This window comes from Pseudomonas medicaginis (assembly GCF_965119365.1).
Taxonomy (GTDB): domain Bacteria; phylum Pseudomonadota; class Gammaproteobacteria; order Pseudomonadales; family Pseudomonadaceae; genus Aquipseudomonas.
Window position 1 is genome coordinate 950,972 of the sequence record NZ_OZ221631.1, and the last position, 20,742, is coordinate 971,713.

Below are 20,742 nucleotides of genomic sequence, written 5' to 3' on the forward strand. Positions count from 1 at the left end.
CAGTCGAAAAAGTCAGGCGGCGCTCAGCAGGCCCTGGCGCTCGATGAAGGCAATGATGTCGTCCAGGCCCTGGCCGGTCTTCTGGTTGCTGAACACGAAGGGCTTGCCGTTGCGCATCCGCCGGGTGTCGCTGTCCATCATCTCCAGGGATGCGCCCACCAGCGGTGCCAGGTCGATCTTGTTGATCACCAGCAGGTCGGATTTGCAGATGCCCGGTCCGCCCTTGCGCGGCAACTTGTCGCCGGCCGAGACGTCGATCACATAGATCGTCAGGTCCGAGAGCTCCGGGCTGAAGGTCGCCGACAGGTTGTCGCCGCCCGATTCCACCAGGATCAGGTCCAGGCCCGGGAAGCGCCGGTTCAATTGGTCCACCGCCTCAAGGTTGATCGAGGCATCTTCGCGAATCGCCGTGTGCGGGCAGCCGCCGGTTTCCACGCCGATGATTCGCTCCGGTGCCAGGGCCTCGTTGCGCACCAGGAAATCGGCGTCTTCGCGGGTGTAGATGTCGTTGGTGACCACGGCCAGGTTGTAGCGCTCGCGCAGCGCCAGGCACAGGGCCAGGGTCAGGGCCGTCTTGCCGGAGCCCACCGGGCCGCCGATGCCGACGCGCAAAGGTTGTGTATTCATGTATGTCTCCTAGGAACGGAACAGACGGCTGTACTGGCGCTCATGGGCCATGCACGCCAGGGACAGGCCAAACGCGGCGCTGCCGTAATGATCGGGGTCGATGTTCGAGGCGTTGTGCTGGGCCTGTTGCAACAGGGGCAGCAGTTCGCTGGTCAGGCGCTGGGCCGCTTGCTGGCCCAAGGGCAGGGTTTTCATCAGTACTGCCAGTTGGTTTTCCAGCCAACTCCACAACCAGGCGGCGAGGGCGTCCTGGGGGGCGATCTGCCAGGCGCGGGCGGCCAGGGCCCAGCCCAGCGCCAGGTGTGGCTCGCTGCGCTGTTCGAGAAAGCCCCGTGCAGCACGGTCGAGTTCCGGCAGGCCGGCGAGCAATTGCTGCAACGAGTAGCCCATTTGCCGGCTTTCCTGATACAGCTCACGGGTTTCCCGGCTGGCGCGGTGCTCTTCACAATGTTGCAGCAGCGCGTCCCAATCGTCAGCGGCGGCTGCGGTGCAGTGCGCCAGCAGCAAGGGCGCTTCGAAGCGTGCCAGGTTCAGCAGCAATTGATCGCTGATCCAGCGCCGTGCCTCGTCGGGATTTTTCACCTGGCCGTTGTCCACGGCCATCTCCAGCCCCTGGGAATAGCTGTAGCCGCCAATCGGCAGCTGCGGGCTGGCCAGGCGCAGCAGCGCCCAGGCCGGGTTCATGTGCGCACGCCAAACTGATGCAGGCGCGGCGCGTAGTTGAAGTCTTCGTCGCCGTGCCGGGAGTGATGATGGCCGCCGCCATAGGCGCCGTGTTCGGGCTGGAACGGGGCTTCGATGGATTCGACGCTGGCGCCCAGTTGCTCGAGCATCGCCTTGAGCACGTAATCGTCCAGCAGGCGCAGCCAGCCATCGCCGACTTGCAGGGCCACGTGGCGATTACCCAGGTGATAGGCGGCGCGGGTCAGTTCGAAGGCGTTGGCGCAGGTGACGTGCAGCAGTTGTTCGGCTCGGGCGCAGACGCGCACGATGCGCCCGTCTTCGGCCTGCAGGCATTCGCCGTCATACAGGGGCGGCTGACCTCGTTCCAGGAACAACCCCACGTCTTCACCCTCGGCACTGAAACAGCGCAGGCGGCTTTTGCTGCGGGCGTCAAAGGTCAGGTGCAGCTCGGCGTCCCAGCGCGGTTGAGTGTCGATTCTGCGGTGAATCACCAGCATCGGAGTGCTTCCAGCAATGAACGGTGCTGTGTTTAGAGCAAGGGGCTTGCCAACCGAAGCAGGTGTAGGAAATAGCTGAGATGGCGTTTCAGGATGGGGCGGATTGCGTGCAATGTTGGTGCGCGTCGGAGTGTGGCGCACCATTTTGCGACAGGAACAAAAAACTGTGGGAGCGAGCTTGCTCGCGATAGCGGTCTGTCTACGGCATTAATGGTGGCTGTCCCACCGCTATCGCGAGCAAGCTCGCTCCCACAAGGGGGATCTGGTTTATTCGGTACTGCCCAACCCTTGCCAATGCTTGAGGCCAATGAAGATGAACCGTAGTTGCTGGGTCATCTTCGCCTGGGGCGTGAGGTGCTCGGGAAGGGCTTGGGCGGGCGGGTCGATAATGTCCGGCAGGGTGGCGAACACGCTCTTGACGATGAGATCGGCCATCACGCCCAGGGCGGCCAGGTCCAGGTGGTGCAGCTTGGGCATCAAGGCCAGGTCGGCGGCCAGGTCCGAGCTGATGTCTTCGCGCAATTGGGCGATGGCCTGGCGCACCGGCAGGGAGCCACCGTATTGCTCGCGGGCCAGGAACAGGAATTGGGACCGGTTCACCTGCACCACATCGAGGAAGATGCGCACCGACGCATCGATAATGCCGCCCATGACGAACTCGTTGTGGCGAACGAGGCGGATGGTTTCTCGGAAGGTCTGGCCGACTTCGCTGACCAGCGCCAGGCCTAGTTGGTCCATGTCCTCGAAGTGCCGATAGAACCCGGTGGGCACGATGCCGGCCGTCCTGGCGACTTCCCGTAGGCTCAGGCTGCCGAATCCCCGGCCGCACTCCATCAAATGACGGGCAGCGTCCATCAGGGCTATTCGAGTCTGTTGTTTCTGTTCGGCGCGGGGCAGCATTGCAAGGCTGACTTCTGATTCACGGGAACGACGCACTCTAGCAAATCGGCTTTGCCGACGTCGAACGGTAGAAGGGGGCGGGCGGGAAAACGAGGGCTTGAAAAGTCAAAAGCCCGATTGCAGGAATCGGGCTTTTTTCTGGGCCACCATGGGCTCAGCTCACTGTGCCGTTGCGTTCAATCACGCGGTCACCACCGCCTTCGGCGAGGGTTTCACCCAACTGGGTGCGAGAAGAACCGTCTTCGGCGAGGGTCTCACCCAGCTTGGTACGGGAAGAGCCGTCTTCGGCGAGGGTTTCACCCAGCTTGGTGCGGGAAGAGCCGTCTTCAGCGAGGGTTTCACCCAGCTTGGTACGGGAAGAACCGTCTTCGGCGAGGGTTTGGCCGGGGGTGCGGTCGGAGCCGTCAGCGGCCAGCGCATCGCTCTGTTTGGTGCGGTCATAACCATCTTCGGCCAGGCCTTTTTCTTCCAGGCGATCACGGCCACCTTCAGCAACTGTCTGGCTGTAGACAGAGTGGCTGTCCTTGACCTGCGGCGTGGCTTGTTCGGAGGCTGGCAGTGCGAAGGCAGTGGAGGCCAGCAGTGAAAGGGACAGGCTCATCAGTAATTGGCGTTTCATGATCGTTTGCTCCTTGGGAGGGCGATAAAGTGGGTACGAGGGCAATGCTACTCTCGATAAGTCGATATAAAAGTTCATAAGCGCAATGGTAATAATCAACAGAATTGATTGTTCAGGGCGAAGGCTCTAAACCGGGCGTTTCAGAGGTGTGGTTTTGCACCGTAGTGGGTATTTTGTACCCATTGCTGCCTCGGGAATGGGCAGGTGCGGTAACAGTTTGTTGGCTACTCAGTCAGGTTTTTGCTTTTTTTTGTGTCTTTCATCGGCACCTGTTGGCGGTTCTACCCGTCCAACGCCTCATGACGGGCCGCTTACTGGCTCGTGTTTCCAAAGGCGTCTCGGTTGCGGACGCCTGACTTGTCATCAGGAGTCTTGTGCATGACGCGCACCTCGAAAATCCTTGCCTGGAGCTTTGCCAGCCTTGTTGTCCTGCTGGCGGTGCTGGTCCTGGTCATCGCCTTCTTCGATTGGAACCGCATCAAGCCCCCGCTCAATGCCAAGGTTTCCGAGGAATTGCATCGCCCCTTCGCCATCAACGGCAACCTGGCGGTGGTCTGGCAGCGTGAGCCGGGGGAAGGTGGCTGGCGCGCCTGGTTGCCGTGGCCCCATGTCGTGGCCGAAGACTTGAGCCTGGGTAACCCGGACTGGTCGAAAACCCCGCAGATGGTCACGCTCAAGCGTGTCGAGCTGCGCATTTCGCCCTTGGCCTTGCTGGCCCGGCGGGTGGCGATCCCGCGCATCGACCTGAAGGAGCCCAATGCTAACCTGCAACGCCTGGCTGACGGTCGCGCCAACTGGACCTTCCAATTCGACCCGAAAGATCCGGACGCCGAGCCGTCCAGCTGGGAGGTGGACATCGGTGCCATTGGTTTCGACAAGGGGCACGTCACCCTGGACGACCAGACGCTCAAGACTCGGCTCGACCTGTTGATCGACCCGCTGGGCAAACCTATTCCGTTCAGCGATATCGTCGGTGACAAGGCCGCGAAAAAAGCCCAGGACCAAGGTGCGACGCCGCAGGACTACGCGTTCGCCTTCAAGGTCAACGGGCAGTATCACGGGCAAAACCTGACGGGGTCCGGCAAGGTCGGTGGCTTGCTGGCCTTGCAGGAGGCGTCACAACCCTTTCCGCTCCAGGCCCAGGCGAAGATCGCCGAGACCCGCGTCGAACTGGCCGGCACCCTCACCGACCCGATGAATCTCGGGGCCCTGGACTTGCGCCTGAAACTGACGGGCAACAGCCTCGCCCATCTTTACCCGCTGACCGGTGTGACCCTGCCGGATTCGCCACCCTACGCCACTGACGGCCGCTTGATCGCCAAGCTGCATGAGCCGGGTGGGGCGTTGTTTCGCTATGAGGCGTTCAACGGCAAGATCGGCGACAGCGATATCCAGGGTGACCTGGCGTACGTCGCCAGCCAGCCGCGGCCGAAACTCAGCGGCGCGCTGGTCTCCAATCAACTGCTGTTCAGTGACCTGGCGCCGCTGATCGGTGCGGATTCCAATGCCGAGCAAAAAGCCCGGGGCGGCGCCAGTAAACAGCCAACCGGCAAGGTCTTGCCCGTGGAAGCGTTTCGCACCGAGCGTTGGAGCGTGATGGACGCCGATGTGGAATTCACCGGCAAGCGTATCGTCCACAGCGAGCAGTTGCCGTTCACCGATCTTTATACCCACGTGGTGCTCAACGATGGGCAATTGAGCCTTGAGCCCCTGCGTTTCGGCGTGGCCGGCGGCCGCCTCGATGCGCAGATCCGCCTCAACGGGCGCACCCGGCCCCTTGAAGGCCAGGCGAAGCTGACGGCGCGGGGGTTCAAGCTCAAGCAGCTGTTCCCAGGGTTTGAACCGATGAAAACCAGCTTCGGCGAACTCAACGGCGATGCCGACATCGCCGGGCGCGGCAATTCGGTGGCCGCACTGCTGGGCACTGCCAACGGCACGCTGAAAATGCTCATCAACGATGGTGCCATCAGTCGGGAGTTGATGGAGCTGGCGGGGCTGAATGTCGGCAACTACGTGGTGGGGAAAATCTTTGGCGACAAGGAAGTGAAGATCAACTGCGCGGCAGCGGACTTCGACATCAAGACGGGCTTGGCGACCACGCGACTGTTCGTGTTCGACACCGAGAACGCGATCATCTACATCGATGGCACGGCGAACATGGCGAGCGAACAGTTGGACCTGACCATTACCCCCGAGTCCAAGGGCTGGCGCCTGATTTCCCTGCGCTCGCCGCTGTACGTGCGGGGCCCGTTCGCCAAGCCCGACGCCGGCGTCAAGGCCGTGCCCTTGATGCTGCGCGGCGCCGGGATGGTGGCGCTGGGCGTGATCGCTGCACCGGCCGCCGGCTTGCTTGCGCTGGTGGCGCCCAGCGGCGGTGAGCCGAACCAGTGCGCGCCGCTGCTGGAGCAAATGAAGGCGGGCAAGGCGCCGGTGACGGTCAAGCCCACCCGATAAGTCAGGCTTGCGGTGAGGCGCCGGGCCTCATCGCGAGCAAGCTCGCTCCCACAGGGGACTGCATTTTGTCTGAAGGAATGCGGTCAAAATGTGGGAGCGAGCTTGCTCGCGATTGGGGCCCTGAAGGCCATTACAAATCGGCCAGGATATCGGCCATGTCATCGGCATGCTCTTCTTCCTGGGCCAGGATGTCTTCGAAGATGCGCCGGGTGGTCGGGTCTTTTTCACCGATGTACTGGATGATTTCCCGGTAGCTGTCGATGGCGATCCGTTCGGCCACCAGGTCCTCGTACACCATCTCCTTCAGGGTGTTGCCCGCGACGTACTGGGCGTGAGAGTTGCGGGTCAACAGGTCGGGGTTGAACTCCGGCTCGCCGCCCAGTTGCACGATGCGTTCGGCGAGCTTGTCCGCGTGTTCGGCTTCCTGGTTCGCGTGTTCGAGGAACTCACTGGCGGCCACGCTGGCCTTGAGGCCGGTGGCCATGAAGTGGTGGCGCTTGTAGCGCAGCGCACAGACCAGTTCGGTGGCCAGCGCTTCGTTGAGCAGGCGGATGACTGCCTGGCGATCGGCGCCGTAGCCTTCGGTCACCGCGCCGTTCTGAACGTTCTGCCGCGCACGTTCGCGCAGGGTGGTTACATCGGATAAGTGCATGTCGCTCATCTCGTTCTCCTGGAGGCTGATCCGGTTGAGGCGTCACGCTCTGCTGGCGCGATCACTCTAGGTGTGAGTGATGCGGTCCTGAAAAAGTTTTACTGAATTTTTCAGTGCATAACCGGACAGCCGCGCCTCTTCTCCCAACCACTGGAAAAAAGCCCGCACCGGCGGATGGCGTTCGCGGCCCGGGACGCACAGGGCGCTGTAGCCGGCGCCGTTGACCTGGACGTCCGGGCGATAGCCCACCAGCAAACCGCTGGCGATGCTTTCCGAAGCCAGGATATTGCTCGCCAACACCAGGCCCTGCCCGGCAATCGCCGCTTGCAAGGCGTAATGCTCCTCGTCGTATTCGCGCATGCACGGCTGTCGAGTGAGCCAGGTTTCCCCGGCCTGGGCGCACCAGGCGTCCCAACCGTGTGCGTACAGCTTGGAGTTGTGCCAATGCACGCTGATCAGCGTCGGCACCTGCCGTGCCGCCAGGGCCACCTGTTCAGGTGAGCCGTAGACCCCGAAGCTTTCATCGAACAGGCACATGCCGTACAGGTTCGGGTAGGCCTCCAGGCTGTAGCGCACCACCAGGTCGACGCTGGCGTCCTGGTGCAGGTCGATCACTTCGCAATGGGTGTCCAGGCGCACGTTGATGTTCGGGTGACGCGCATAAAACCGTCCCAGGCGAGGCACCAGCCACAGGGCGGCAAACGCGGCGGTGGTGGACAGGGTCAGGTGGGTGGTGCTGCGTTGCGGGCGCAGGGTATCGACGCTTTGCGCCACCTCCAGCAAGGCCCCGTGCAGGCTGTGGAACAAGCGTTGCCCGCCCTCGGTGAGGCGCACCTGGCGTGGCAGGCGGTCGAACAGCGACAGCCCCAGCCAGCTCTCCAGGGATCGAATCTGGTGGGAGACCGCCGTAGGCGTCACCGACAGCTCCGCCGCAGCCGCCTTGAAACTGAGCAACCGCGCGGCGGACTCGAAGGCGCGCAGGGCGTTGAGCGGCAGGTTGGCGAACATCTGGATTCTCCTGAGGGCGTAATGGATGAAATTAATTCATCCCGGTGAACTAACGCTCATTTGTCTGCTGGCAGCGCTGGGCATCAAGCTGCAAGGCACAAGCAATGTTGATTGTAGCCGCATAAAAGGAGATTCAGATGAGCAAGATTCTTGTGGTGCAGGGCAGCCCCCGTGGCGAGCGTTCTCATTCCCGACGCCTGGCCGAAGTGTTTGTCGCGGCATGGCAGTCCGCCCATCCGCAATCCCAAGTAACCCGTCGCGAAGTCGGACGAGCAGTGATTGCGCCGGTCAACGAAGCCTTTATTGCCGCGGCGTTCTATCCCGAGCCCCAGGCTCGCCCGTTGATCATGCAAGCGGACCTGGCCCTGAGCGACGCCTTGGTCGAGGAGCTGCAAGCCCATGACCGACTGGTGATCGCCGCGCCCATGCACAACTTCAGCGTGCCCAGTGGCGTAAAGGCCTGGATCGACCAGATCGTGCGCATCGGGCTGACGTTCAACCACCGCCTGGACAACGGCGTGTCGCACTACGAGCCGCTGGTGCTGGGCAAGAAGGCGCTGATCGTGACCAGCCGTGGCGATTTCGGTTTCGGGCCCGGCGGCCAACTGGAGAGCATGAACCACGCCGACACGCTGTTGCGCACTGTACTGGGGTTTATCGGCATCACCGATGTGACGGTGGTGGCGGCCGAAGGCGAGGAATCGGCCGAGCGCAGTTTTGCGTTGTCCTGTGCCGAGGCCGAGGAGCGCTTGCTAGCGCTGGCGCGGAGCTTCTAAATAGCTGCCGGGCAGCCTGAGGGACGCTTCGCTGGCCTCGGCTTTGGCACCTGTCGCAGGGGCTGTTCGGGCCGAAGTGACATCCTTGTCATAGACTGGTCATCATCAGTACCGATGCTGACCCCCGTTGATCACAAGGATGTCGCCATGTCGCAACGCTGTGCCACTCGCTACCCCCTGGTGCTGGTCCCGGGCATGCTCGGGTTCATACGCCTGGTGCTGTATCCCTACTGGTATGGAATCGTCTCGGCGTTGCGTCGCGGCGGGGCCGTGGTGGTGGCGGTGAAGGTGTCGCCGTTGCATTCATCCGAGGTGCGCGGCGAGCAATTGCTGGCACTGATCGACGACATCCTGCGGCAAACCGGTGCACAGAAGGTCAACCTGATCGGCCACAGCCAGGGCAGTCTCACCGCCCGCTATGCCGCCGCCAAACGCCCGGACCTGGTGGCGTCGGTCACGTCTGTGGCCGGTCCCAACCATGGCTCCGAACTGGCCGATTATCTGCAGGCCCACTACCCGGCCGACAGTGCCAAGGGGCGCATGCTCAGTGGCGTGCTGCGCCTGATCAACGCCCTGATGAGTCTGCTGGACACCGGCTACCGCGGGCCGAAGCTGCCGGTGGATATCCAGGCATCCCATGTCTCCCTGACCACCGCCGGGGTGGCGCTGTTCAATCAACGTTATCCACAGGGCCTGCCGGTCAACTGGGGCGGGCAGGGGCCGGAAGAGGTCAATGGCGTGCGCTATTACTCGTGGTCCGGCACCTTGCAACCGGGCAAGACCGACAAGGGGCGCAACCTGTTCGACGGCACTAATCGCAGCTGCCGTTTATTTGCGCGTACGTTTGTGAGGGAAGCGGGGCACTGCGACGGCATGGTCGGACGCTACAGCTCGCACCTGGGCACGGTCATCGGCGATGACTATCCGCTGGATCACTTCGACATCGTCAACCAGTCGCTTGGGCTGGTGGGCAAAGGGGCCGAGCCGATCCGGTTGTTTGTCGAGCATGCCGAGCGGTTGAAGGCTGCCGGGGTGTAGCCCGTTGGATCGCGTTATCGTTCATCGCGAGCAAGCTCGCTCCCACAGGGAGTGTATGTACACCATCAATGTGCGGGCTTGCTCGCGAAAGCGATAGCTCAGGCCCTGAGGGTCAAGCTGGTGAAGGTGTAACGGGCTTTGTCTACACTGCACTTCATCGCCACGCCCTCGTGTGGCAGCCAGGAGAAACACCATGAAGATGCTGCGTGTGCCTTTGTTGATGATCGGTTTATTGCTTTGTTCCCAGGGCTTCGCCGAAACGGCGCAGCAGTCCAAGATGACCACCTGCAACGCCGATGCTACCGCCAAGGCGCTCAAGGGTGACGAGCGCAAGACTTTCATGAGCAACTGCCTCAAGGCTACCCCGCAGGAACGCATGAAAACCTGCAACGCCACGGCCACCGAGCGGACTCTGAAGGGGGATGCCCGCAAGGCGTTCATGAGTGAGTGCCTGAAGAAAAAATAAGCGTTGAATCCATGGCCCTGTCGCGAGCAGGCTCGCTCCCACCGTGGGTCTGTATTGCCCGGCCCAGGGTGAGAGCGAGCCTGCTCGCGATGGGGACGGCGCAAAAGTTACAAAAAACTCCTGAACTGTGACCCGGGCCGGCCGACACAATCCCTAGTGCTGCCAGCGGATCGCTGGCAGACTGCCGATCCTTTCACGCCGTTTTTGTCCTGAGGCTGTATGCCAACGTTTTCTCAGCGTCATGTGTTGTTGGTGATCAGTTGGGTGATCATTTTTGGTGGGTTGTTGCTGGTGCTGCCGCTGCGTCTGTTGCCGAGCCTGCTGGCCGGGCTGCTGGTGTTCGAACTGGTCAACATGCTCACCCCGCAGTTGCAGCGCCTGATCGAAGGCCGCCGCGCCCGCTGGCTGGCGGTGGCGTTGCTGGGCACGCTGGTGGTCAGTGTGCTGACGCTGATCTTCGCCGGTGCCTTCAGTTTCCTGCTGCATGAGGCGGAAAACCCCGGGGCCTCCCTGGACAAATTCATGGCGGTGGTCGACCGCGCCCGTGGGCAATTGCCGCCGTTCATCGACGCCTACCTGCCGGCCAGCGCCGCCGAGTTCCGGGTAGCGATCGGTGACTGGGTGAGCAAGCACCTGAGCGACCTGCAACTGGTGGGCAAGGACGCGGCCCACATGTTCGTGACGCTGCTGATCGGCATGGTGCTGGGGGCGATCGTTGCCCTGCAGCGCATTCCCGACCTGACCAAGCGCAAACCCCTGGCCGCGGCGCTGTTCGATCGCCTGAACCTGCTGGTCAAGGCGTTTCGCAACATCGTCTTCGCCCAGATCAAGATTTCCCTGCTCAACACCTTCTTCACCGGGATTTTCCTCGCGGTGGTGTTGCCGCTGTTCGGCATTCATCTACCGTTGACCAAGACCCTGATCGTGATGACGTTCCTGCTGGGGCTGCTGCCGGTCATCGGCAACCTGATGTCCAACACCCTGATCACCATCGTCGCCCTGTCGCTGTCGATCTGGGTGGCGGTGGCGGCGCTGGGTTACCTGATCGTCATCCACAAGCTCGAGTACTTCCTCAACGCCCGTATCGTCGGCGGGCAGATCAGCGCCAAGTCCTGGGAATTGCTCATGGCAATGCTGGTGTTCGAAGCCGCATTCGGCCTGCCAGGGGTGGTGGCGGGGCCGATTTATTATGCGTATCTCAAGAGTGAGTTGAAGCAGATCGGGATGGTTTGATCCGGTAGCGATGGAGCCTGATCTGGCGCCATCGCGAGCAAGCTCGCTCCCACAGGAGATATCAGTGCCTACGCGATCCCTGTGGGAGCGAGCTTGCTCGCGATGCAGGCGCCTCGGTCCTGGATCAGAGCTGAGTCCCGTAGCGCTTCATCGCCTCGATCGCCAACCCGCTGCCAATACTGCCGAAGATATTGCCTTCCACATGCCGCGCCTGGGGCAGCATCGCCGAGACGCTGTTGCGCAGCGCCGGGATGCCGCTGGAACCGCCGGTGAAGAACACCGTGTCGACCTGATCGACCCGCACGTTGGCATCGTTGAGCAACTGCGTGACACTGCCGCGCACCCGCTCCAGCAAGCCGTCGATGGCCGACTCGAACAAGGCCCGGCTCAGGTCCACGCTCAGGCCTGGTTCGATCCGGTCCAGCGGCACGTGACGCTGGTCGGTATGGGTCAACTGGATCTTGGTTTCTTCCACTTCCATCGCCAGCCAGTGCCCGGCGCGCTGTTCGATCAGTTTGAACAGCCGGTCGATGCCCCCGGTGTCTTCGATGTCGTAGCGCATGCTGCCCAGGGCCAGGGTGGACTTTTGCGAGTACACCGCGTTGATGGTGTGCCAGGTCGCCAGGTTCATGTGATGGCTGGTGGGCATGTAGGCGCCGCTCTTCATGCGGCTGCCGTAGCCGAACAGTGGCATCAGGCCGGCCAGCGAGAGTTGCTTGTCGAAATCGGTCCCGCCGATGTGCACGCCACCGGTGGCGAGGATGTCGGCGTGGCGGTTGTCATGGGTGCGGCGCTCGGGGGACAGGCGCACCAGGGAGAAGTCCGAGGTACCGCCGCCGATGTCGACGATCAGCACCAACTCTTCTTTCTCGATGGTCGATTCATAATCGAACGCGGCCGCGATGGGCTCGTACTGGAACGAAACCTCCTTGAAGCCGATCGCGCGAGCGACGTCCACCAGGGTGTTTTCTGCTTCCTGGTCGGCCAGTTCATCGTCATCGACGAAAAACACCGGGCGCCCCAGTACCACTTCTTCGAATTCACGACCGGCGGCGGCTTCGGCGCGTTGCTTCAACTGGCCGATGAACAACCCCAACAAGTCCTTGAACGGCATTGCCGTGCCCAACACGCTGGTGTCGTGCTTGATCAGCTTGGAGCCCAGCAGGCTCTTGAGCGAGCGCATCAGCCGGCCTTCGTAGCCTTCCAGGTATTCGTGCAGGGCCAGGCGGCCATACACCGGGCGGCGTTCCTCCAGATTGAAAAAGACCACCGAGGGCAGGGTGATCTTGTCGTCCTCCAGCGCGATCAACGTTTCCATGCCGGGGCGCAACCAGCCGACGGTGGAGTTGGACGTGCCAAAGTCGATGCCGCAGGCACGGGCCGGGGATGCGTTTTTCATGTCTTTCGAGTTCCAGTTGAAAAAACGGCCGCGCAGTGTATGTCAGTGCGGCCCGGATTCGAAGGCCGGTTATCCGCTAATTTGCAAACGCTGGCCTTGAAAGACAGCACATTCCCCCCAAACTTGCTGGCATGAGCCTGGTAGCCACAGGGCGGGTACAAGAACCGCCACCGGCTGCCGATAAACTTCTGACGCGCCGCCCGGTCACAAACCTTGAGATCGGTCAAACTCCGGGGCTTGTACCACGAGCATGCTGTGGATGGCGGTGCTATATCGATAACGGATGGTGATCCTTCAATGGACTTCAAAGACTATTACAAGATCCTGGGTGTCGAGCCGACGGCTGATGACGCCACGATCAAGGCCGCCTATCGCAAACTGGCGCGCAAGTACCACCCGGATGTGAGCAAGGAAAAGGATGCCGAGACCAAGTTCAAGGACGTCTCCGAAGCCTATGAAGCGCTGAAAAGCGCCGACAAGCGCGCCGAATACGACGATCTGCGCCGCTACGGCCAGCACGGCCAGCCGTTCCAGGGCCCGCCGGGTTGGCAAAGCCGTGGCGGTTTTGGTGGTGGCCAGGACACGGGCGATTTTTCGGACTTCTTCAGTTCTATTTTCGGTAATCGCGGACCGGGTTTTGGTGGCGGACAGTCAGGTCGCAACGCCGGCCGTCGAGGGCAAGACGTGGAAATGGAATTACCGATCTTCCTGGAAGAGACCCTGTCGAGCGAATCGAAGAAAGTCAGCTTCCAGGTGCCGCAGTACAACGCGGCCGGCCAGCATGTGAGCAACACCAGCAAAAGCTTGAACGTGAAGATCCCGTTGGGTGTGACCGACGGCGAACGCATCCGCCTCAAGGGGCAGGGGGCACCGGGCATCGGTGGTGGCGCCAATGGCGACCTGTACCTGACCATTCGCTTCGCGCCGCACCCCAAGTTCGACGTCGAAGGCCAGGACCTGATCATCACCTTGCCACTGGCCCCGTGGGAATTGGCCCTGGGCACCGAAGTGGCGGTACCGACGCTCACCGGCAAGATCAACCTCAAGGTCCCGGCCGGCAGCCAGAACGGCCAGCGCATGCGCGCCAAGGGCCACGGCCTGCGCAACAAGGCCGGCGAGCGTGGCTACCTGTTCGTGCAGCTCAAGGCCGTGATGCCCAAGGCCAGCGACGAAGCGGTCAAGGCCCTGTGGGCGGAACTGGCGAAGAAGGCAGCGTTCGATCCGCGGGAGAATTTCTGACTGTGAGGGGCGCGAGGATGGCCCGCGATGAGGGCAACCGGGTTCCTCAGGCTTTGATGTGCCCCTATCGCGAGCAAGCTTTGCTCCCACAGGTCTAGACTCGACAGTTAGCAGTTAAAGCATTGGGAGAAGCAGGCCATGAACAACCCGATCATTGAACTGAACCTGAAGGAATTCTGCGAGGCCGCTGCGTTGGCGGATGTCCATGTGATCGAAATCGTCGCCCATGGCATCCTCGAACCTCATGGCACGGCCCCGACGAATTGGCGTTTCACCGACTACGAATTGGTCCTGGCCCGCCGTGCGGCCAAGCTGCATCGCGAGCTGGAACTGGAGTGGGAAGGCGTCGCCGTGGCGCTGGACCTGCTGGAAGAAGTGCAACTGCTGCGCAGCGAAAACCGCATGCTCAAGCAGCGATTGAGGCGGTTGGTGGAGTGACCCACACTCATCGCCAGTCGCAAACCTTTTGGCGAGGGGATTTATCCCCGCTGGGCTGCGCAGCAGCCCTTGTTTTGCGGTTGCTCCTCAACCGAGGGGAGACAAATCCCCTCGCCACAGAGTGCAGTGCCTGACCTGGCGTCCTCTTCCCGGCTCAAAACAGGAAATAGCGCTGCGCCATCGGTAGCACCTCGGCCGGTTCGCACCACAGCAACACCCCATCGGCCTTGACCTGGTAGGTCTGCGGATCGACGTCGATGCTCGGCAGGTAGTCGTTGTGGATCAGGTCGGTCTTCTGCACGTCGCGGCAGCCTTTGACCACGGCGATTCTTTTCTTGAGCCCAAGCTGTTCCGGCAACCCGGCCTCGGCGGCAGCCTGACTGATGAAGGTCAGGCTGGTGGCGTGTCGCGAACCGCCAAAGCTGGCGAACATCGGTCGGTAGTGCACCGGTTGCGGCGTCGGGATCGAGGCGTTGGCGTCGCCCATCAGGCTTGCGGCAATTGCCCCGCCCTTGAGGATCAACGTCGGCTTGACGCCGAAGAACGCCGGTCGCCACAGCACCAGGTCGGCCCATTTGCCCACCTCGATGGAACCCACCTCATGGCTGATGCCATGGGTGATCGCCGGATTGATGGTGTACTTGGCGATGTAGCGCTTGATGCGGAAGTTGTCATTGCCCTCGCCGTCGCCAGGCAGGGCGCCGCGTTGCTTTTTCATCTTGTCGGCGGTCTGCCAGGTGCGGGTGATGACTTCGCCGACGCGGCCCATGGCCTGGCTGTCGGAGCTGATCATCGAGAAGGCGCCGAGGTCGTGGAGGATGTCTTCGGCGGCGATGGTCTCGCGGCGGATGCGGCTTTCGGCGAAGGCCACGTCTTCGGCAATGCTCGGATCCAGGTGATGGCAGACCATCAACATGTCCAGGTGTTCGTCGATGGTGTTGCGGGTGAACGGCCGGGTCGGGTTGGTGGAGCTGGGCAGCACGTTGGCGAAACCGCAAGCCTTGATGATGTCCGGCGCATGCCCGCCACCGGCGCCTTCGGTGTGGTAGGTGTGGATGGTGCGGCCCTTGAACGCAGCCAGGGTGGTCTCGACGAAGCCGGATTCGTTGAGGGTGTCGGTGTGGATCGCCACCTGCACGTCGTACTGGTCGGCCACGCTCAGGCAGTTGTCGATGGCCGCCGGCGTGGTGCCCCAGTCTTCGTGCAGCTTCAGGCCGATGGCCCCGGCCTTGACCTGCTCGATCAACGGCTCCGGCAAGCTGGCGTTGCCTTTGCCGGTGAAGCCGATGTTCATGGGGAAGGCATCGGCGGCCTGGAGCATGCGTGCCAGGTGCCATGGCCCGGAAGTGCACGTGGTGGCGTTGGTCCCGGTGGCCGGGCCCGTGCCGCCGCCGATCATGGTGGTGACGCCGCTCATCAGCGCTTCTTCGATCTGCTGGGGGCAGATGAAGTGGATGTGGCTGTCGATGCCGCCAGCGGTGAGGATCATGCCTTCGCCAGCGATCACTTCGGTGCTGGCGCCGATGGCGATGGTTACATCGGGCTGGATGTCCGGGTTACCGGCCTTGCCAATGGCGGCGATGCGCCCGTCCTTGAGGCCGACATCGGCCTTGACGATGCCCCAGTGGTCGATGATCAGCGCGTTGGTGATCAGCGTATCGACGACCTCGGCGGCCAGCAGTTGGCTCTGGCCCATGCCATCGCGAATCACCTTGCCGCCGCCGAATTTCACTTCTTCGCCATAGGTGGTGAAGTCCTTTTCCACCTCGATCCACAACTCGGTGTCGGCCAGGCGGACCTTGTCACCGACGGTGGGGCCGAACATGTCGGCGTAGGCTTGTCTCGAGATCTTCATGTGCTTGCCTTGAGATTCAATTGAATGTTGAAACCGTTCGCTGCGCTCACGCTTCGCGAGCAAGCTCGCTCCCACATTTGATCGCGTTTCCCTGTGGGAGCGAGCTTGCTCGCGATGAGGCCAGTGCAGGCACCCTATGACTTACAGGTCGCCCATGACCCGCCCGGCAAATCCGAACACCCGGCGATGCCCGGCCAGCTCCACCAGTTCCACCTCGCGGCTCTGGCCCGGTTCGAAGCGCACCGCGGTGCCGGCCGGGATGTTCAGGCGCATGCCACGGCTGGCGGCGCGGTCGAAGGTCAGGGCATCGTTGGTCTCGAAAAAGTGATAGTGCGAACCGACCTGGATCGGTCGGTCGCCGCTGTTGGCGACGTTCAGCGTGAGGGTGCGGCGGCCGACGTTGAGTTCGATGTCGCCGGGCTGGACCTGGTATTGCCCTGGAATCATTGCGGTTGCCCCAAAATCTTGTAGTAAATGGCGGTCGGGGTGTAGGTCCCGTCCGGGCTCTGGCAGTAGTCGGGCAGCTCACCGACGCGGGTGTAGCCCATGGCGCGGTAGAACGCCTCGGCCTCGGAGCCGGCCTCGGTGTCGAGGTACAACAGGCCACGCTTGTGCTGGCGGGCGCCGAGTTCCAGGGCGCTCATCAATTGCTGGCCCAGCCCCCGACGGCGGGCCTCGCCGCGCACCAGCAGCTTCTGCACTTCGGCCCGGTTGAGGCCGTTGGGCTTCTGGCACAGGGCAAGCTGGACGCTGGCCTGTACCTGTTCGTCCTTGACCACCACCCACAGCAGCAGGTGGCCCTGGTTGAGGCTGGCCTGGACTTCGTCGAAATAGGCGCGGGCCTGGGTGGCATCGAGGTCGGCCATGAACCCTACGCTGGCGCCGTAGCCGACGGCGTCGAGCAACAGATCGATCAGCCCCTGGCGATAATGCGCAAAGCTTTCGGCGTGGACTCGACGCAACTGAGCGGCGTTCATCGGCTTTTCACTCCTTGTTGACGGCAGGCGCTAGCGCCCCCGGGTTGAGGTTCAACTGCATGAAGGTCAGGTCCAGCCAGCGGCCGAACTTGGTCCCCACCTCGGGCATCTGCCCGGTGATCACGAAACCGGCCCGCTCGTGCAGGCGAATCGAGGCCGCGTTGCCGCTTTCGATGGCCGCGACCATGACGTGTTTATCGCAGGCCCTGGCACATTCGATCAGCGCGCCCATCAGCAGCGGGCCAAGGCCATTGCCGCGTTGATCGCTGCGCACGTACACCGAATGCTCCACGGTGTGGCGGAAGCCGTCGAACGGCCGCCAGTCACCGAAAGAAGCGTAGCCGAGTACGTTGTCTGCGTTGTCCACCGCCACCAGCACCGGGTAGCCCTGGTCTTGCCGGGCGCTGAACCAGGCCTGGCGATTGCCCAGGTCCACGGCCTGTTCGTTCCAGATCGCCGTGGTGTTGAGGACGGCGTCGTTGTAGATATCGCGGATCGCCGGCAGGTCGGCGGGCTGGGCGTCACGAACATGGACAGTCATGGCGTGGCCTCAGGCGATGGGCTGGTGGACGGTGACCAGTTTGGTGCCGTCGGGAAACGTCGCCTCGACCTGGATCTCGGGGATCATTTCCGGGATGCCTTCCATCACCTGTTCGCGGCTCAGCAGCGTGGTGCCGTAGTGCATCAGCTCGGCGACGGTCTGGCCGTCACGGGCGCCTTCGAGCAGGGCTGCGGAAATATAGGCCATGGCCTCCGGGTAGTTGAGCTTCAGGCCACGGGCCAACCGTCGTTCGGCGACGAGGCCGGCGGTGAAGATCAGCAGCTTGTCTTTTTCGCGTGGGGTCAGGTCCATGTGCAATCCATAAGGGCAGATAAATAATTCGGGCTAGACACCGTTCCCCTGTGGGAGCGAGCTTGCTCGCGATAGCGGTGTATCAGCCAACAGTTATGTTGAATGTTCGATTGCTATCGCGAGCAAGCTCGCTCCCACAGGAAAAGCAAGTTCAGGTGCTCCAGATTCTCGGTGGTACGGCTTCTCGACCAAGCAACGCCGGACGCAGCAACCGCCACAATTCAATCAACCATCCCCGCGCCAGCAACGCCTCGCTCGCCAGGCACCGCGCCACGACCAGGCCGGGCAATTGGGTCAGGTCGCCACGTACGTCATGGCCCAGGGATCGGCACTGCTCCAACAGCTCGCTGTCGATCTCGCCGGTCACCAATAACGTGGCAAACACCGGATCACCGCCCAGCCCGATGGGTGAGTCCAGCAGCCCATCACCGCCGACAATGCGTTGGCGCTCATGCCACAGCAACTGGCCGTCGCGGCGAATGTCCAGCCGCGATTGAAAGTGCCCCAAGTCGAAACGCTCGCCGCTGGCCGGACGGCCGAGGGCAACCATGTCCCAGTAGAACAGGCGCCCGTCGCCCTGCAGGTCGATGCTCGTGCTGAGTTCGGCCTGGGCCGCGCTGAAGACGATGGTTTCCTGGGGCAACCATTCCAGGGTCGCGCCGGGGGCCACGCTCAGGGTCAACCGCTGATACGCCGGCCCGGCTGCGCGGTACCACTTGGCCGCGCCTGGGCTGGTCAACTGCGCCCAGGCACCAGGGCCGACATGGGCACCGATGTCCAGCCGGTCACCGCCGGCAATTCCGCCGGGTGGGTGGACGATGATGTGCTGGCACACCTCGGGGCCTTCGGCGTACAAGTGCTTCTGCACCCGCAGCGGGCCCTTGTGGCGACGCTGTACCGGACGCGTGCAGTCGCCGAAGCGGGCGTAATCCAGTTCCAGCTCGGCGTGCCAGCTGGGGGTGAACAGGGCGGATGGCGAAACAGGTAGATTCATGATTTTCTGATTGTCGTCGGGACGCTAAGACTAGATCGTTACCAGCCCGCGCACACCCTCGGCTTCCATGTTTTCTCCGCGCCCCTGCTGCACGATCTCGCCCCGGGACATCACCAGGTACTGATCGGCCAGCTCGGCGGCGAAGTCGTAGAACTGCTCCACCAGCAAGATCGCCATGTCGCCACGGGCCGCCAGTTTCTTGATGACCACGCCGATTTCCTTGATCACCGAAGGCTGGATGCCTTCGGTGGGCTCGTCGAGAATCAGCAGGCGTGGACGGCTGGCCAGGGCCCGGCCAATGGCGAGCTGCTGTTGCTGGCCGCCGGACAGGTCACCGCCACGGCGCTGTTTCATTTGCAGCAGCACCGGGAACAATTCGTAGATGAAGGCCGGCACTTCCTTGGCTTCGGCGCCGGGAAAGCGCGACAGGCCCATCAGCAGGTTTTCTTCCACCGTCAGCCGTCCGAAAATTTCCCGGCCCTGGGGCACGTAGGCAATGCCGGCGTGCACCCGCTGGTGCGGCTTGAACGCGGTGATGACCTTGCCTTCCCAATTCACCGCACCTTCCTTGGCCGGCAACAGGCCCATCAGGCATTTGAGCAGGGTGGTCTTGCCCACGCCATTGCGCCCCAGCAGGCACGTCACCTCGCCGACCTTGGCGTCGAACGACAGGCCCCGCAGGATGTGGCTACCGCCGTAGTACTGGTGCAGTTTGTCGACTTGCAGCATGTTCCAGATTCTCCTCAAGTCCCTGTGGGAGCGAGCTTGCTCGCGATAGCGGTGGGTCAGCTTGCTTAGGTGCTGAATGTGTCGCCGCCATCGCGAGCAAGCTCGCTTGTATGGTAGGACTTGAAGGGAGGAGGAGGGACAAGGCTCGATTCTGACTGTTAGCCGCAGTACAGACCGTGGGAGATTTCGCCCCTCCTCCTTTCACCCAAGCGCCGATAAAGAATGCATCTGGCCTAAACCGACGATAGGAACAAGCCTGCGCCTCTGGGTGAACCCTTCAAGTGTTCAAACCTTAGCCCGGAGAATTTTCAATGGCAATGCCGGTTTCTGTCACAAAGCCGATTGTGGGCGTGGATGTCGCCAAGAACGAACTGGTGATCTATCACGCCGAACTTGACGTACTGGAGGCGACTCCCAACAACAAAGCGGCCATCAAAAAGTGGTTGAAAGCATTGCCGGGCCCCGTCGCTGTAGCCATTGAGTCGACCAATATCTATCACCTGGAATTCGCTGATCTGGCCTATGAGGCCGGCTGCGAGATCTACATGGTGGGCGGTTATGAACTGCATCACTACCGCGAAGGCGTAAAAATCCGCGCCAAAACTGACGCGCTGGATGCCAAGCTGCTGGCCCGTTACCTGAAAAACGAAGGGCATGAGCTTAACCCCTGGACCCCGCCATCTCCGCTGTATCGCCAGCTCCTGAGCCTTTTCCGCCGTCGCGCAGCCCTGGTTCAGGCTCGAGTGGCCCTGGTACAAAGCTGGGCTAACGAGCCGCTGCTGAAGACCGCTTTCGCCGAACAAATTGCAGCCATGCAGAGGCTTGAGACATTGATCGAGAAGACGATCAAGGATCATCTGAGGGATGCCGGTTTGCAGGGTCAGTTGAACCGTTGCTTGAAGGTTGAGGGCATTGGATTTCTGACCGGAGCCCGCTTGCTTACGGCATTTCAACGAGGGGATTTCAGAAACTCAGACGCCTTCATTGCCTTTTTGGGAATGGACTTGCGAGTGTCGAAATCAGGACAAAAAGATGGGCGCCGTAGCTTGAGTAAACGAGGCGACCCGGAAGTCCGTCGGCTGTTACACAATGCCGCCATGTCGGCTAGCCGCACGTCCGCCTGGAGAGGCTTCTATGAAAAGCAAAGAGCTCGCGGTTTCACTACCACTCAGGCGTTGGTAATGCTGGCTCGCAAGCTTGCTCGGATCGTATTCGCTCTGCTGAAAGGGCAAAGCGAATACCAACCTAACGCGGCTTGAGGGCTTTCCCTCAACCATAGAATCTCCCACAGGGAACAGCATTTG

Annotated in this window: 23 protein-coding genes; 8 read left to right on the forward strand and 15 right to left on the reverse strand. The window is 62.2% G+C overall.

Features of this window, described 5'->3' with window-relative positions; translation table 11 throughout:
• Window positions 1-12: 12 nt before the first annotated feature.
• The 5 genes from ureG to ACMTA2_RS04150 all read right to left on the reverse strand — a co-directional run bounded on the left by ureG (window position 13) and on the right by ACMTA2_RS04150 (window position 3,327).
• On the reverse strand, window positions 13-627 hold the full coding sequence (gene ureG, locus ACMTA2_RS04130; RefSeq protein WP_060739393.1) for an urease accessory protein UreG: 615 nt from the start codon (window positions 625-627) through the stop codon (window positions 13-15).
• Window positions 628-636: 9 nt separating this feature from the next.
• The gene (locus tag ACMTA2_RS04135) at window positions 637-1,311 is read right to left on the reverse strand and encodes an urease accessory protein UreF (RefSeq protein WP_413793829.1); all 675 of its coding nucleotides are present in this window, start codon (window positions 1,309-1,311) and stop codon (window positions 637-639) included.
• Window positions 1,308-1,808: an urease accessory protein UreE gene (ureE, locus tag ACMTA2_RS04140; RefSeq protein ID WP_060739391.1), complete on the reverse strand. Its 501-nt coding sequence runs from the start codon at window positions 1,806-1,808 to the stop codon at window positions 1,308-1,310. Before ureE ends, ACMTA2_RS04135 begins: the two co-directional genes overlap by 4 nt.
• Window positions 1,809-2,075: 267 nt before the next feature.
• Window positions 2,076-2,708 (reverse strand): TetR family transcriptional regulator, encoded by a 633-nt coding sequence (locus ACMTA2_RS04145; RefSeq protein WP_413793830.1) that lies wholly within the window; start codon window positions 2,706-2,708, stop codon window positions 2,076-2,078.
• Window positions 2,709-2,862: 154 nt separating this feature from the next.
• Entirely contained in the window at window positions 2,863-3,327 is a 465-nt protein-coding gene (locus ACMTA2_RS04150) for a hypothetical protein (RefSeq protein WP_413793831.1), read from the reverse strand.
• Window positions 3,328-3,705: 378 nt separating this feature from the next.
• Here ACMTA2_RS04150 and ACMTA2_RS04155 point away from each other — a divergent pair, with 378 nt between their 5' ends.
• On the forward strand, window positions 3,706-5,781 hold the full coding sequence (locus tag ACMTA2_RS04155) for an AsmA family protein (RefSeq protein ID WP_413793832.1): 2,076 nt from the start codon (window positions 3,706-3,708) through the stop codon (window positions 5,779-5,781).
• Between the two features lie 130 nt (window positions 5,782-5,911).
• On the opposite strand, the gene ACMTA2_RS04160 is transcribed toward ACMTA2_RS04155, so the two are convergent.
• Both ACMTA2_RS04160 and ACMTA2_RS04165 read right to left on the reverse strand, forming a co-directional pair.
• The gene (locus ACMTA2_RS04160; RefSeq protein ID WP_413793833.1) at window positions 5,912-6,442 is read right to left on the reverse strand and encodes a ferritin-like domain-containing protein; all 531 of its coding nucleotides are present in this window, start codon (window positions 6,440-6,442) and stop codon (window positions 5,912-5,914) included.
• Between the two features lie 57 nt (window positions 6,443-6,499).
• Window positions 6,500-7,441, reverse strand: coding sequence for a LysR substrate-binding domain-containing protein (locus ACMTA2_RS04165; protein WP_413793834.1), 942 nt, complete (start codon window positions 7,439-7,441; stop codon window positions 6,500-6,502).
• A 137-nt stretch (window positions 7,442-7,578) separates the two neighbouring features.
• Here ACMTA2_RS04165 and ACMTA2_RS04170 point away from each other — a divergent pair, with 137 nt between their 5' ends.
• The 4 genes from ACMTA2_RS04170 to ACMTA2_RS04185 all read left to right on the forward strand — a co-directional run bounded on the left by ACMTA2_RS04170 (window position 7,579) and on the right by ACMTA2_RS04185 (window position 10,954).
• Window positions 7,579-8,217: an FMN-dependent NADH-azoreductase gene (locus ACMTA2_RS04170; protein ID WP_413793835.1), complete on the forward strand. Its 639-nt coding sequence runs from the start codon at window positions 7,579-7,581 to the stop codon at window positions 8,215-8,217.
• A 147-nt stretch (window positions 8,218-8,364) separates the two neighbouring features.
• Window positions 8,365-9,255, forward strand: coding sequence for an esterase/lipase family protein (locus ACMTA2_RS04175; RefSeq protein WP_413793836.1), 891 nt, complete (start codon window positions 8,365-8,367; stop codon window positions 9,253-9,255).
• A gap of 193 nt (window positions 9,256-9,448) precedes the next feature.
• Window positions 9,449-9,721, forward strand: coding sequence for a PsiF family protein (locus tag ACMTA2_RS04180; protein ID WP_413793837.1), 273 nt, complete (start codon window positions 9,449-9,451; stop codon window positions 9,719-9,721).
• Between the two features lie 219 nt (window positions 9,722-9,940).
• Window positions 9,941-10,954, forward strand: a complete 1,014-nt coding sequence (locus ACMTA2_RS04185; protein WP_413793838.1) for an AI-2E family transporter — start codon at window positions 9,941-9,943, stop codon at window positions 10,952-10,954.
• Window positions 10,955-11,078: 124 nt separating this feature from the next.
• Here the strand turns inward: ACMTA2_RS04185 and ACMTA2_RS04190 are convergent, their stop codons facing one another.
• On the reverse strand, window positions 11,079-12,353 hold the full coding sequence (locus ACMTA2_RS04190; RefSeq protein WP_413793839.1) for an Hsp70 family protein: 1,275 nt from the start codon (window positions 12,351-12,353) through the stop codon (window positions 11,079-11,081).
• A gap of 297 nt (window positions 12,354-12,650) precedes the next feature.
• On the opposite strand from ACMTA2_RS04190, the gene ACMTA2_RS04195 reads away from it, so the two are divergent.
• Both ACMTA2_RS04195 and ACMTA2_RS04200 read left to right on the forward strand, forming a co-directional pair.
• Entirely contained in the window at window positions 12,651-13,592 is a 942-nt protein-coding gene (locus tag ACMTA2_RS04195; protein ID WP_413793840.1) for a DnaJ C-terminal domain-containing protein, read from the forward strand.
• A gap of 138 nt (window positions 13,593-13,730) precedes the next feature.
• On the forward strand, window positions 13,731-14,030 hold the full coding sequence (locus ACMTA2_RS04200; RefSeq protein WP_413793841.1) for a chaperone modulator CbpM: 300 nt from the start codon (window positions 13,731-13,733) through the stop codon (window positions 14,028-14,030).
• Window positions 14,031-14,184: 154 nt separating this feature from the next.
• Here the strand turns inward: ACMTA2_RS04200 and ureC are convergent, their stop codons facing one another.
• From ureC to urtE, 7 genes are all read right to left on the reverse strand, one after another.
• The gene (gene ureC / locus ACMTA2_RS04205) at window positions 14,185-15,885 is read right to left on the reverse strand and encodes an urease subunit alpha (RefSeq protein ID WP_413793842.1); all 1,701 of its coding nucleotides are present in this window, start codon (window positions 15,883-15,885) and stop codon (window positions 14,185-14,187) included.
• 141 nt (window positions 15,886-16,026) lie between these two features.
• Window positions 16,027-16,332, reverse strand: a complete 306-nt coding sequence (locus ACMTA2_RS04210; RefSeq protein WP_198797195.1) for an urease subunit beta — start codon at window positions 16,330-16,332, stop codon at window positions 16,027-16,029.
• The gene (locus tag ACMTA2_RS04215) at window positions 16,329-16,862 is read right to left on the reverse strand and encodes a GNAT family N-acetyltransferase (RefSeq protein ID WP_413793843.1); all 534 of its coding nucleotides are present in this window, start codon (window positions 16,860-16,862) and stop codon (window positions 16,329-16,331) included. The genes ACMTA2_RS04210 and ACMTA2_RS04215 overlap by 4 nt, the downstream gene beginning before the upstream one ends.
• A 7-nt stretch (window positions 16,863-16,869) precedes the next feature.
• Window positions 16,870-17,403, reverse strand: coding sequence for a GNAT family N-acetyltransferase (locus ACMTA2_RS04220; protein ID WP_413793844.1), 534 nt, complete (start codon window positions 17,401-17,403; stop codon window positions 16,870-16,872).
• Window positions 17,404-17,412: 9 nt separating this feature from the next.
• Window positions 17,413-17,715 carry an urease subunit gamma gene (gene ureA / locus ACMTA2_RS04225; RefSeq protein ID WP_003197350.1) on the reverse strand — a complete coding sequence of 101 codons (303 nt, stop codon included), beginning with the start codon at window positions 17,713-17,715 and terminating at the stop codon, window positions 17,413-17,415.
• Window positions 17,716-17,866: 151 nt separating this feature from the next.
• The gene (locus ACMTA2_RS04230) at window positions 17,867-18,709 is read right to left on the reverse strand and encodes an urease accessory protein UreD (protein WP_413793845.1); all 843 of its coding nucleotides are present in this window, start codon (window positions 18,707-18,709) and stop codon (window positions 17,867-17,869) included.
• 30 nt (window positions 18,710-18,739) lie between these two features.
• Window positions 18,740-19,438, reverse strand: coding sequence for an urea ABC transporter ATP-binding subunit UrtE (urtE, locus tag ACMTA2_RS04235; RefSeq protein WP_413793846.1), 699 nt, complete (start codon window positions 19,436-19,438; stop codon window positions 18,740-18,742).
• 311 nt (window positions 19,439-19,749) lie between these two features.
• Between urtE and ACMTA2_RS04240 the strand changes: the two genes are divergently transcribed.
• Window positions 19,750-20,697: an IS110 family transposase gene (locus ACMTA2_RS04240; protein ID WP_413791447.1), complete on the forward strand. Its 948-nt coding sequence runs from the start codon at window positions 19,750-19,752 to the stop codon at window positions 20,695-20,697.
• Window positions 20,698-20,742 lie beyond the last annotated feature (45 nt).